At 63.9% G+C, this 11,909-nt stretch carries 11 protein-coding genes and 1 pseudogene; 8 read left to right on the top strand and 4 right to left on the bottom strand.

The window, feature by feature from the left end; all coding sequences use genetic code 11:
• A pseudogene (locus tag JHD73_RS23475) lies at positions 1–184 on the bottom strand (branched-chain amino acid ABC transporter permease); the annotation flags it as partial.
• Between the two features lie 123 nt (positions 185–307).
• A complete protein-coding gene (locus tag JHD73_RS23470; RefSeq protein ID WP_199032585.1) occupies positions 308–1,192 on the bottom strand; it encodes an IclR family transcriptional regulator in 885 nt (294 codons plus the stop codon).
• 292 nt (positions 1,193–1,484) lie between these two features.
• Between JHD73_RS23470 and JHD73_RS23465 the strand changes: the two genes are divergently transcribed.
• From JHD73_RS23465 to prfH, 5 genes are all read left to right on the top strand, one after another.
• Positions 1,485–2,444, top strand: coding sequence for an MBL fold metallo-hydrolase (locus JHD73_RS23465; RefSeq protein ID WP_199032584.1), 960 nt, complete (start codon positions 1,485–1,487; stop codon positions 2,442–2,444).
• A 72-nt stretch (positions 2,445–2,516) separates the two neighbouring features.
• Positions 2,517–4,196, top strand: a complete 1,680-nt coding sequence (locus JHD73_RS23460) for an FAD-dependent oxidoreductase (RefSeq protein WP_199032583.1) — start codon at positions 2,517–2,519, stop codon at positions 4,194–4,196.
• A gap of 30 nt (positions 4,197–4,226) precedes the next feature.
• Complete coding sequence (locus tag JHD73_RS23455) at positions 4,227–4,433, top strand: DUF2783 domain-containing protein (RefSeq protein ID WP_199032582.1); 207 nt, start codon at positions 4,227–4,229, stop codon at positions 4,431–4,433.
• Between the two features lie 262 nt (positions 4,434–4,695).
• Complete coding sequence (locus JHD73_RS23450) at positions 4,696–5,826, top strand: RNA ligase RtcB family protein (RefSeq protein WP_199032581.1); 1,131 nt, start codon at positions 4,696–4,698, stop codon at positions 5,824–5,826.
• Entirely contained in the window at positions 5,826–6,449 is a 624-nt protein-coding gene (gene prfH, locus JHD73_RS23445; protein ID WP_199032580.1) for a peptide chain release factor H, read from the top strand. Before JHD73_RS23450 ends, prfH begins: the two co-directional genes overlap by 1 nt.
• On the opposite strand, the gene JHD73_RS23440 is transcribed toward prfH, so the two are convergent.
• Entirely contained in the window at positions 6,446–7,498 is a 1,053-nt protein-coding gene (locus tag JHD73_RS23440) for an aldo/keto reductase (RefSeq protein ID WP_199032579.1), read from the bottom strand. The two genes, prfH and JHD73_RS23440, sit on opposite strands and share 4 nt — an antisense overlap.
• Before the next feature lie 322 nt (positions 7,499–7,820).
• On the opposite strand from JHD73_RS23440, the gene JHD73_RS23435 reads away from it, so the two are divergent.
• Positions 7,821–9,080, top strand: coding sequence for a glutamate carboxypeptidase (locus JHD73_RS23435; protein ID WP_199032578.1), 1,260 nt, complete (start codon positions 7,821–7,823; stop codon positions 9,078–9,080).
• Positions 9,081–9,124: 44 nt separating this feature from the next.
• On the opposite strand, the gene JHD73_RS23430 is transcribed toward JHD73_RS23435, so the two are convergent.
• Complete coding sequence (locus JHD73_RS23430; protein WP_199032577.1) at positions 9,125–10,042, bottom strand: LysR family transcriptional regulator; 918 nt, start codon at positions 10,040–10,042, stop codon at positions 9,125–9,127.
• A gap of 147 nt (positions 10,043–10,189) precedes the next feature.
• Between JHD73_RS23430 and JHD73_RS23425 the strand changes: the two genes are divergently transcribed.
• Entirely contained in the window at positions 10,190–11,578 is a 1,389-nt protein-coding gene (locus JHD73_RS23425; RefSeq protein ID WP_199032576.1) for an MFS transporter, read from the top strand.
• A 57-nt stretch (positions 11,579–11,635) separates the two neighbouring features.
• The coding region (locus tag JHD73_RS23420) for a homogentisate 1,2-dioxygenase (protein ID WP_199032575.1) at positions 11,636–11,909 on the top strand (274 nt) is incomplete at its 3' end.

Here is an 11,909-nt window from a genome sequence, read left to right as displayed (position 1 = left end):
GCGGCGCCTTGTTTGCCTGAATGGCCGCCAGCGTGAGCGCGCCATAGGCGACGAACTCCCCCTGCGGGATGAAGATCACGCGCGTGACCGAAAACACCAGTACGAGCGCCAATGCCAGGAGCGCGTAGATCGCGCCCGATGTCACGCCGTCCTGCGCCAGGATGGCGGCAATCGACAAGTCCATGAGTCTCCTCGTTCTTGTAGTCATGGCATTCGCGCAGGCTGCAGGCCGCACGAGGGGGCACCACGAGTTACGAGATAGTAAATTTCTTACGAAAGGATGAAATTGGCGAGAACCCTAAGCCCGCTAACGCGGTACGCGTGCTCGACGGGCGCTCGCCTTGGCGGGTTCGGGTGCCGGCGCCTGTAGCATCGCAGAAAGCTGTGTCACGAAGGCACGCAGCGTGGCTTCGTGCTCGCCGCCGCGTTCCGCATGAAAGAGCGGCTCCAGGTTCAGCGCGATGAGTACCAACGCCAACTGCCCGCGCTCGCCAAACACCGGCAATGACAGCGCGCTCACCCCAGGCAACAGGCTGCCCGAGACCCATGACGCGCCCTCCCGGCGAATGTCTTCACACAGGCGGTAGTAGTCCGTCAGCGAGCGCGGCAGATCCGGCAGATCGTCGCTGCCGCGCTTGTGCAGTTCACGCTCGACCAGCGGCAGCGTCTGCTCGATCGGCAGATACGCACCGAACAGGCGGCCAGTGGCGGAATTGAGCATCGGCATGACATCCCCGATGCGCAGGTTCACGCCAGGTGCGCCGCCGGCTTTTTCCCAGTGCACAACGGTTGGGCCACGATCGCTCCACACAGCAATGCCGATGGTGTGGCCGGTCTGGTCACGCACACCAGCCAGCAAAGGCCGCGTGCGGATGATGGCATCGGTGCGGTTGAGGCTCGCCAACCCCAGGCGCAGCGCAAAGGGCCCAAGCTCATAACGGCCGGTAAGCGGGTCTTGCGAGACAGCCCCCACGCGCTGCAGGCTCACCAGGTAGCGATGCGCCTTGGACGGATGCATGCCCGCCGCACGTGCCAGATCACCCAGTGCCATCGCGCGCATGGCATGCGTCAGCGCCACCAGCAATTGAGCGCCGACCTCGATGGACTGAATGCCGGAGCGGTCGCGATTTGCGCGCGCATCGTCAGCATCGCCATCGGGTGGCAGGTCGTCTTCGACTTCAGTGGTCTCCATGTCCTCGTGGGGCGCAAGTTGGGTAGCACCGGGCAGTGCCGGAGCCGACAAGTGCTGCGAGCGTAGCATGCGGACCGCCGCTGTTAACGGCGTTTTAATTTTTATGCATTGTAGAAACAATGCTTCTAATCATAATCAACGTATACCCTAGGCGCGCCACCCAACCGTGCAGTCTATGATTGCCAACGTTCGGTTTTGCCTGACATCAGCGTGCCTCCAACCACGCGCTCACGGCATCTTCACGCCGAAACAAATTCCCCAAAACGTAATTCACTACGACAGGAGTGACAGAATGGCCAAAGCCTTCGCCTCGCAAGCCGACCTCGAGGCCAAACAAGTCACCTTCACCCAGCTCTCCCCCAACGCCTACGCCTACACCGCCGAGGGCGATCCGAACTCGGGCGTCATCATCGGCGACGACGCGGTGCTGATCGTGGACACCACCGCCACGCCGGCGATGGCGCAGGACCTGATCGCGCGCATCCGCGCCATTACCGACAAGCCGATCAAGCATGTGGTGCTGTCGCACTACCACGCAGTGCGCGTGCTGGGCGCGTCGGCCTACTTTGCTGAAGGTGCACAGAACATCATCGCCAGCCGCGGCACGTACGAAATGATCGTCGAGCGCGGTGAAGCGGATATGAAGTCAGAAATCGAACGCTTCCCGCGTCTGTTTGCCGGCGTGGAAACCGTGCCCGGCCTGACCTGGCCGACGCTGGTGTTCGAGCGCGAACTCACGCTGTTCCTCGGCAAACTGGAAGTGAAGATCCTGCACCTGGGCGCCGGCCACACGAAGGGCGACACGGTGGTGTGGATTCCGTCGCAGAAGGTGCTCTTCTCGGGTGATCTGGTCGAATATGATGCCGCCTGCTACTGCGGGGACGCGCAGCTCGAAGAGTGGCCCGCCACGCTGGATGCGCTGCGTGCGCTCGGCGCCGACAAGCTCGTGCCCGGCCGCGGCCCGGCGCTGCTGAACCCCGCCGAAGTCGACAAGGGCCTCGCCTACACGCGCGATTTCGTCTCGACGCTGCTTGAACGCGGCAAGGAAGCTGTCGCGCAGAAGATGGACCTCAAGGCCGCCATGGCCCACACCCGCGCCGCGATGGACCCGAAGTTCGGCCACGTCTTCATCTACGAACACTGTCTGCCGTTTGACGTGACGCGTGCCTTTGATGAAGCCAGCGGCATCAAGCACCCGCGCATCTGGACGGCCCAGCGCGATCAGGAGATGTGGGCCGCGCTGCAGAACTGACAGCGCACTTCTGCCGTGAACTGATTCCACCAACAAAGCGGCGGCCAAGACCGTCGCGGGTGCGAGCGAGACATGAACCCCGATTTCCAGAACCGTGTTTTTTCGTACGCGCCGTGCGTTGAACAACAGCCTGGCGCAGCGACCAAATCACGCCCTGTCGTGATCGTCGGCGCGGGGCCCGTTGGCCTCGCCACGGCCATTGACCTGGCGCAGCAGGGCGTGCCTGTCGTCGTTGTGGATGACGATTGCACGCTGTCCACCGGCTCGCGTGCCATCTGCTTTTCCAAGCGCTCGCTGGAGATCTTCGACCGCCTTGGCTGCGGCGACCGCATGGTCGACAAGGGCGTGAGCTGGAACGTTGGCAAGGTCTACCTCAAGAACGAACTGCTCTACAGCTTCGACCTGCTGCCCGAAGCGGGCCACCATCGCCCAGCCTTCATCAACTTGCAGCAGTACTACGTCGAGGGCTTCCTTGCTGAACGCGCCCAGGCGCTGCCCAACATCGAGCTGCGCTGGAAGAACAAGGTGACAGGGCTCACGCAGGATGCGGACGGCGTGACGATCACCATCGAGACGCCCGACGGCACCTACACACAGCGCGCGCAATACGTGGTCGCCTCCGATGGTTCACGCAGCCCCGTGCGCCACATGATGGGCCTCGAAGCCCACGGCCAGACGTTCAAAGACCGCTTCCTGATCGCCGATGTGCGCATGGACGCGCCGTTCCCAAGCGAGCGTTGGTTCTGGTTCGATCCCCCATTCCACCCGAATCAATCGGTGCTGCTGCACCATCAGCCAGACAACGTCTGGCGCATCGACTTCCAACTCGGCTGGGACGCCGATCCGGTCGCCGAGAGACAACCCGAGCGCGTCATCCCGCGCGTGCGCGCATTGCTGGGCGAAGGCGTCGATTTCGAACTGGAATGGGTCAGCGTCTATACGTTCTCATGCGAGCGCATGGACCGCTTCCGTCACGGCCGTGTGTTGTTCATTGGCGATGCGGCGCACCGTGTGTCGCCCTTCGGCGCGCGTGGTGCCAACAGCGGTCTGCAAGATGCCGAGAACCTCGCGTGGAAGCTGCGCATGGTCCTCAATGGCGACGCCCCCGACACGTTGCTCGACACCTACGCCAGCGAACGCGAATTTGCCGCCGATGACAACATCCGCCACTCCACGCGCTCAACCGATTTCATCACGCCCAAAAGCGCCGTCAGCCGGCTCTTTCGCGACGCCACGCTGCGGCTGGCCAAGCACTACCCGTTTGCGCGCACGCTGGTCAACAGCGGGCGCCTGTCGATGCCGACGGTGCTCGAAGGCTCACCGCTGCTGACACCCGATGAGGCGCCGTTTGCCGGCACGCTGGTGCCAGGTGCCGTTGCCCTGGACGCGCCGGTACGCGGTGCCGATGGCCGCGCAGGCTGGCTGCTCTCCCACATGCGCGACGGCTTTACCGTGCTGCGTTTCTGTGGTGCCGGCGAGCATGTGGATGCGCTGCCCCTGCCCACGCTGGCGATCTTCCCTTCCGGTGGCAAGGGCATGACCTCGGCCAACGTGACCGCGCTCGAAGACGTCGACGGACTTGTCGCACAACGCTATGACGCACGGCCCGGCACGACCTACCTGATCCGCCCGGACCAGCACGTCTGCGCACGCTGGCGCACGTTCGACCCTGCCAAGCTGACGGCTGCCGCGCTTCGCGCCAGCGGCCAGGCCGCACCCGCCGCAACGCCACGCGCCACCGCGATCGTCTGAACCGAGCGCCTGAGCACAACGCCGACCACCATGCCGCTGAACACCCAACCCAACCTGCCCCGCCCCGACGATTTCTACGAGGCGTTGATCGACACGCACCGCAACCTGAGCGACGAGCAAAGCGCGATGCTCAACGCGCAGCTCATCCTGCTGCTCGCCAACCACATCGGCGACATGGCGGTGCTGCGCGAAGCGTTGGCGGCAGCGCGGCTGGCGCTTCCAGCAGGCACCGTGTGAGCACCATCGCGTTTCAACAATCCAACACTCGTACCTCACCGCACTTGCGACCGCGCAAAGCGCGGTGCTAGTATCCGCCCCGCTTACCGATCAATCACTTTGCACAGGAGGAAAAAAAATCATGCGTCACCTTGCTTTCCCCTTTGCAGGCCCTTGCCTGGGTTGATCGAATCTCTCGCGCTGTAGCTCACAGCGTCTTCGCATTGCCCTGGGCCCCGGCCTGCCACATCAGACGTTTTTTCAGACCTGATATGGAACATTCATGGGCAACTGCATCTTGCATTTGTTCGATGGCGGCACCCTGATCGCCTCGGACGACACCTGGATCGAAGGCGATGCGATCCGACAACTTCAAACCACCAAAGCACTCGACGGCATGCGCCATGTGGCTGGCATGCCCGACCTGCATCCGGGCCGCGGCTACCCCGTGGGCGCAGCGTTCTTCTCGGTCGCCCGCCTGTATCCGGCGCTGATCGGCGGTGACATCGGCTGCGGCATGACCCTGTGGGCGACGGACATCGAGGCCAACAAGGTCAGCCTGGACAAGCTCGACAAGCGGCTCGGCAACATCGACACGCCACTCGACGAAAGCTGGCGAGAACTGGTGGCGGCATTGGCTCCAGTGGGCACCGGTTTTGATGCGGCACTGGGCACCATCGGTGGTGGCAACCACTTTGCCGAACTGCTGCGCGTGGATACCATCTACGACGAAGCGGCTGGCATCTCCTTGAACCCGCGGCAGCTTCTGCTGCTGGCACACAGCGGCTCGCGCGGGCTGGGCCAGGCAATCTTGGAAGAACAAGTGCGCGCGCACGGCCACAGCGGGCTGTCGCAAGACGACCCGGCGTGCGCGGCCTATCTGGAGCGCCATGACACGGCGCTGCGCTTTGCCAAGGCCAACCGCGAGCTGATCGCGCGCCGCATGCTGGACCGCCTGCACGCGCAGGGCAAACCGCTGCTCGATGTGCATCACAACTTTGTTGCGCCGGCCACAGTCCATGGCGAACGCGGCTGGCTGCACCGCAAGGGCGCAACGCCGTCGGATGCAGGTGTAGTCGTCATCCCAGGTTCGCGTGGGGACTACAGCTACCTCGTGGCCCCGCTGCCGAGCACGCATGGTCTGTTCTCGCTCGCACACGGCGCGGGCCGCAAGTGGATGCGCAGCGACTGCAAGGACCGCCTCGTGCGACGCTTCACGCCAGCGCAACTCAACCGGACCAAGCTCGGCAGCCACGTCATTTGCGAAGACAAGCAGTTGATCTATGAAGAGGCACCCGAAGCCTACAAGTCGATCGACAGCGTGATCGCACCTTTGGTGGACGCTGGCTTGGTTAAGGTGCTCGCGCGCCTGCGCCCGGTGCTGACCTACAAGACGCGTGGGGAGTGCTGCTGATGGTGTTGCTGCAATTCTCTTCTGCGCAGGGGCCGGCGGAATGCGAGCTGGCGGTCGTGAAAGCGCTGGCGACCCTGCAACGTGAGTCAGCACAGGCCGGCGTGCAAGTCGAGCTGCTCGACCAAGAGGACGGCACACGCCCCGGCACGCTGCGTTCTGCGCTGGTCAGCCTGGAGGGCGATGCTGAAGACGCCGTGGCGCGCGCATGGGAGGGCACGATTCAATGGACGTGCCCAAGCCCCTATCGCCCGCGGCACGCACGCAAGAACTGGTTCTTCGGCGTGGCACGTTGCGCGGCGCCGTCTGAAACACTACCCGGCGAGATCCGCTTTGAGACGACGCGCTCGTCCGGCCCGGGCGGGCAGCATGTGAACAAGACGGAATCCGCCGTGCGCGCCACGCACGTCGCAACGGGCATCAGCGTAAAGGTGCAGACAGAGCGCAGCCAGCACGCCAACAAGCGGCTGGCCGTGCTGCTGCTTGCACACAAGCTGGCAGACCATGACGCGGCAATCCATGCTGCGCAGCGCGCGGAACGGCGCACGCTCCATCATCAGGTGGAGCGCGGTAACCCGCGCCGTGTGTTCAAGGGCGAACGGTTCGAGGCCGCGCCAGGTGCTTAGCGACCAGCCTGCCGCGTGCCGGCAAGCTGGCCGCGCCGGTACTCACCCTGGCGCTCCAGCATCCAGCCGGGGTATTCGGCCGGGAGTTTGCTCAGACCATCGAGCTGCGCCAACTCTTGCGCCGTCAGCTCAACCTTGGTGGCGGCAATGTTGTCATCAAGCTGCTCGACCTTTTTGGCACCGACAATCACGCTGGTCACCACGCGCTGGTGCAGCAGCCAGGCCAGCGCAATCTGTGCAACCGACACGCCGCGCGCATCAGCCATGACACGCATGGCATCGATGCAGGTGTAGGCACGCTCGCGGTCCACCGGTGGGAAATCGAATGTCGTGCGGCGGCTGCCCTGCTCGCCCTGTTGCTCGCGCGTGTACTTGCCGCTGAGCAGGCCACCGGCCAGCGGGCTCCACACCATCAGGCCCAGGCCTTCGCTCTGCAGCATCGGCACCAGTTCGCGCTCCAGATCACGGCCAGCGATGGTGTAGTACGCCTGCAGGCTTTCGAAGCGCGCGCAACCAAGGCGCTCCGCAATCCCCAGCGCCTTGACGATCTGCCAGGCGGCCCAGTTCGAGACACCGGCATAGCGCACGTGCCCCTGCTGCACCAGTGTGTCGAGCGCACGCACGGTTTCCTCGATCGGTGTGGCCGGGTCGAAGCCGTGGATCTGGTAGAGATCAATGTGATCGAGCTGCAGTCGCTTCAGGCTGGCCTTGACGCCGTCCATGATGTGCAAGCGCGTGGCGCCGCGTGCGTTCGCGCCTTCGCCGGTCTGGCCAAACACCTTGGTGGCCACAACCACGCTATCGCGCGGCACCTTCAGATTTTTGAGCGCCTGCCCGGTGATCCTTTCCGACACGCCGTTCGAATACACATCCGCCGTATCGATAAAGTTGATGCCAGCCTCAAGCGAGCGGCCGATCAACCGTTCAGCGTCGGCTTGCTGCAGGTCGCCAATGTGCTGCCAGATGCCGTCATTGCCGCCAAAGGTCATCGTCCCCAGGCACAGTTCCGATACGAACAGGCCTGTCCGTCCCAACATGTTGTAGCGCATGTGATCCACTCCGGTACGTGGTGATTGAATGCCGAGCACACAGGCTCGCGCATTGGAAACAGCGCAGAGGATAGGACGGATTGGTCAACCGTGCAGGGCACAGCATTCTGGTGTTTTTTGGGGCTCGCCGCTTGATGCTTGCAAACCAACGTGTGGCGGCAACTGGTGCGCTTTGCATACCCGATTGGAAAGCGCTTGACGCTCTAGCAAGCGTCCTCTCCTGCACACCTTGCGAAAACCCAGTGCGATAATTCCTCGCGATTGTTGATCGGCGCGACGCGCACCCGCTTCACAATCGCTCCCTCCATCAGAATAAACAGCTATGAAAATGAGACAACTGGTGCCACTGGCAGCGGCATTGGCCTGCACCACCTCCGCCACCGCATTCGCACAGCCCGCCAAGGCAGCCAACGCCGATAGCGCCTTGCTCCAAGCCGCGCAACAGCGCAAGGATGCCTTCGTCAAAGACCTGGCCACGCTGGTCAATATCGACACCGGCACCGATGATGCCAATGGGCTGGCCAAAGTCGAGGCGATCCTCGCACAACGGTTGAAAGACCTCGGCGCCAGCGTCGAAGTCGTTGCCGCGCCGCCGGCTGCAGGCAAAGCCGTGATTGGCAAGCTGCAAGGCACCGGCACGCAGAACATCATGCTGATGATTCATTACGACACCGTGTTCGGCGTGGGCGAGGCCGCCAAGCGCCCGTTCAAGATCACCGGCAACAAAGCCACCGGCCCCGGCGTGGCCGATGCCAAGGGCGGTGCGCTGATGATCCTCTACGCGCTGGAGATCGCCCGCGAGCGCGGCTTCAAGGACTACAAGACGCTGACCGTGCTGTTCAACCCCGATGAGGAAAAAAGCTCGCTCGGTTCCCGCAGCCTGATCACCAAGCTGTCAGCCGATCAGGATTACGTGCTGGTGTATGAGCCGCCCGAGGCCGATGTGGTGACAGTGGCCACCAACGGCATCGCCTATGTGCATCTGGACGTAAAGGGCCGTGCATCGCACGCAGGCTCGGCACCGGAAGCCGGCCGCAATGCCGCGCTGGAACTGTCCAACCAGATCGTGCAGCTCAAGGATCTGGGCGACCCGGCCAAGGGCACCACGGTCAACTGGACGGTGGTCCGCTCGGGCGAGCGCGTCAACATCATCCCCGAGGCGGCCTCCGCTACCGCTGACATGCGCATGGCCGACGTGGCCGAAGTGCAGCGCGTGCAGGCCGATGCCGACAAGATCATCCAGAAGAAGCTGATTGCCGACACCGAGGTCAAGGTCAAGGTGGAGAACCGCCGCCCGCCGTTCAGCCGGAATGCCGACAGCGACCGCCTGGCCGCTGCTGCCGATGGCATCTACAAGGAGTTGGGCAAGTCGATCAAACCGGTCGCCATGCGCTACGGCACCGATGCCGGCTTCGCTTACCACCCGAACGGTGGCAAGCCCGTCGTGTTGGACGGCATGGGCATCGTTGGCGACCGGCTGCACTCGTCAGACGAATGGGCCGACCTCGACAGCGTGGTGCCGCGCCTGTACCTGACGGTGCGCATGATGGAGGTCATGGGCAAGGGCAAGCTCGCCGATTGATTCGGCCCGCCGAGTCATCTCTGCCAATGCGGGGATGACTCACGCTACCCGTCTAATTCTGCAAACCGCTGCGCAACCAGATTGCGCAACCACTGGTTGCCGGCATCCTGATGGAAGCGCCGGTGCCAGAACACATTGGTCTGCAGCGCCGGCAGCTTGAGCGGCGGCGCCACAAACTGCAGCCCGAACGGCGGCGCGGCGCGCTCGGCCAGCTTGCGCGGCACCGTTACGACCAGGTCCGTAGTGCTGACGATGTACGGCACCGCAACGAAGTGCGGCACCGAAAAGCGCGCCGACTGCGTGATCCCCGCCTTATCCAGCAGCGGCCCGATGGCGTTGTACGGGCTGGCTGAACTCGCCACCACAAGGTGCGATGCGGCGCGAAAGCGCTCCAATGTCAGCTCGCCATCCGATAGCGCATGGCCGTGCCGGAACATCGTCACGTAGCCCTGCTGAAACAGGCGGCGCTGGAAGATGCTCTCGCCCGACAGGTCATCAAACGCGCCGATGGCAAGGTCGATCGCCCCCGCCTCCATCTCCGCCTTCATGTCGAACCCGCCGGCGCGCAGGGTATCGATGCGCACGCCAGGTGCCAGCTCGGCACACAGCTGCGCCAGTACGGGCATGAAATACACCTCGCCGACGTCGCTCATGGCAATGGTGAAGGTGCGGCTGGAACTGGCCGCTTCAAAGTGCGTGCGCTGGCCCAGCGCCCGCTGCAGCGTATCCAGCGCCATGGCGACCGGTTCGGCCAGTTGCTCGGCAAGTGCAGTTGGCATCATCCCGCGCGGGGTGCGCACGAACAGCTCGTCGTCGAAGGTCTGGCGCAGGCGGGCCAGGGCATTGCTCACCGCCGGCTGCGACAGGCCAAGCCGGTCCGCCGCCACGGAAATGCGCTTCTCGCGCAGGATTTCCTGAAAAACCACCAGGAGGTTCAGATCCACATCGCGCAGATTGAGCATGCGGCGCCTCAATATTCACAAAATCAATAGCACGCATTCTCGCATTGATATTTCAAATTTTCACGCAATCCGGACAATACGCGCATAACCAAAAGAACCAGAACGACAGAGCGGCCAAACCAATCTTGCCGCCACCGGAGACCATGCATGCGCCCAGCCCCCTCGCCTACAGCCCCCATTGACCTTGCTCGCCTGATTGATCAGGGCAAGGTCGGCGACTTCCAGATACTGCTGCTCGCCATCTGCGGGCTGTGCCTGATCATCGATGGCTTTGACGTGCAGGCCATGGGCTACGTGGCGCCGGCCATCATCAAAGACTGGAACATCACCAAGGCGAGCCTCGGGCCGGTATTCGGTGCCGGGCTGTTCGGCATGCTGGTCGGCTCGCTCGTGTTTGGCGTGCTGGGCGATCGCTTCGGACGTCGACCAGTGCTGATCATCGCCACGTTCTTCTTTGCGGCTTGCATGCTGGCCACCACGCAGGTGGAAACCGTGCAGGCGCTGCTCGTTCTGCGCTTCATCACCGGCCTGGGGCTGGGCTGCATCATGCCCAACGCAATGGCGCTGGCCGGCGAGTTCAGCCCGGCCCGCTCGCGTGTGACGTGGATGATGCTGGTGTCGTGCGGCTTTACTGTGGGCGCAGCGCTGGGCGGGTTCGTGAGCGCGGCGCTGCTGTCACGCTTCGGCTGGCACGCGGTGTTCCTGGTCGGCGGTCTGGTGCCGCTCGTCATCGGCGCGATGATGGTGCTGTGGCTACCGGAATCCCTGCAATACCTTGTACTCAAGGGTGATCCACAAACGCGCCATCAGCGTCTTGCACGCTGGCTAGGCAAGCTCGCCCCGCAACTGCAAGTCAACGCGCAAACGCAGTTCGTGGTGCCGGAAGCGCCGGCGCGTGGCATGCCGGTCTCCGCGCTGTTCACGGAAGGCCGCGCCAAGGTCACGCTGGTGCTGTGGGTCATCAACTTCATGAACCTGATCGACCTGTATTTCCTGTCGAACTGGCTGCCAACGTTGATCCGTGATGCGGGCTACTCGACGGATACCTCGGTGCTGGTGGCGACCGCGCTGCAGGTGGGCGGCGTGATCGGCACGCTCACGCTCGGCCGGTTGATCGACCGTCTTGGCTTTGTACGCGTGCTGGCCGTGTGCTTCCTGATTGCCTGCGCCACCGTCGCGCTGATCGGCCATGTGGCGGCGGCGCTGCCAATGCTGGTGGCTGTGGTGTTTGTCGCCGGCTTCTGCATTGTCGGCGGGCAGCCTGCGGTGAATGCACTGGCCGCCACGTATTACCCGACCACGCTGCGCGCCACGGGCATTGGCTGGAGCCTGGGCGTGGGCCGCATCGGCTCTGTACTCGGCCCCGTGATCGGTGGACAACTGATTGCCATGCAGTGGACCAGCCCCGCGCTGTTTTCTGCTGCTGCGGTACCGGCACTGGTGTCGTTCGGCATGGTGCTCGTGCTCACGCTGGCCGCCAGTGGTCCGGACGCCGCACGATTTGCTGCACGCCAATCCGCACGCAATCCGGCTTGATGACGCTGTAACGACTACGCTTTCTTTTGACGCACCCCTCCAACTGAGGACCTCGCCATGAACATGCTCGCCCCGACGGCCAAGAACGCATTGACCCCCGCGTCGCTGGACCGCCCCGCTTACCAAAGCGGCTTCGGCAACGAGTTCGCCACCGAAGCCCTGCCGGGCGCGCTGCCGCACGGCCAAAATTCACCGCAGAAGGCACCGTATGGCCTGTATGCGGAGCAGATTTCCGGCACGGCCTTCACCGCACCGCGTGCGCACAACCGCCGCTCGTGGCTGTACCGCATCCGCCCGGGCGCTGTGCACCTGCCGTTCGAGGCCATTGCGC

It is taken from the genome of Ralstonia sp. ASV6, assembly GCF_016429285.1.
Classification (GTDB): Bacteria; Pseudomonadota; Gammaproteobacteria; order Burkholderiales; family Burkholderiaceae; genus Ralstonia; species Ralstonia flaminis.
Note: the sequence above shows the minus strand (reverse complement) of the source record. Positions and strands in the feature narration are given on the sequence as shown.

What these genes read in the sequence shown, in the direction of transcription:
- JHD73_RS23435 (WP_199032578.1), top strand. Translation starts at nt 7,821, where the DNA reads ATGAAAATGAGACAACTGGTGCCACTGGCAGCGGCATTGGCCTGCACC.
- JHD73_RS23440 (WP_199032579.1), bottom strand. Translation starts at nt 7,498, where the DNA reads ATGCGCTACAACATGTTGGGACGGACAGGCCTGTTCGTATCGGAACTG.
- JHD73_RS23470 (WP_199032585.1), bottom strand. Translation starts at nt 1,192, where the DNA reads ATGGAGACCACTGAAGTCGAAGACGACCTGCCACCCGATGGCGATGCT.
- JHD73_RS23465 (WP_199032584.1), top strand. Translation starts at nt 1,485, where the DNA reads ATGGCCAAAGCCTTCGCCTCGCAAGCCGACCTCGAGGCCAAACAAGTC.
- JHD73_RS23450 (WP_199032581.1), top strand. Translation starts at nt 4,696, where the DNA reads ATGGGCAACTGCATCTTGCATTTGTTCGATGGCGGCACCCTGATCGCC.
- prfH (WP_199032580.1), top strand. Translation starts at nt 5,826, where the DNA reads ATGGTGTTGCTGCAATTCTCTTCTGCGCAGGGGCCGGCGGAATGCGAG.
- JHD73_RS23455 (WP_199032582.1), top strand. Translation starts at nt 4,227, where the DNA reads ATGCCGCTGAACACCCAACCCAACCTGCCCCGCCCCGACGATTTCTAC.
- JHD73_RS23425 (WP_199032576.1), top strand. Translation starts at nt 10,190, where the DNA reads ATGCGCCCAGCCCCCTCGCCTACAGCCCCCATTGACCTTGCTCGCCTG.
- JHD73_RS23430 (WP_199032577.1), bottom strand. Translation starts at nt 10,042, where the DNA reads ATGCTCAATCTGCGCGATGTGGATCTGAACCTCCTGGTGGTTTTTCAG.
- JHD73_RS23460 (WP_199032583.1), top strand. Translation starts at nt 2,517, where the DNA reads ATGAACCCCGATTTCCAGAACCGTGTTTTTTCGTACGCGCCGTGCGTT.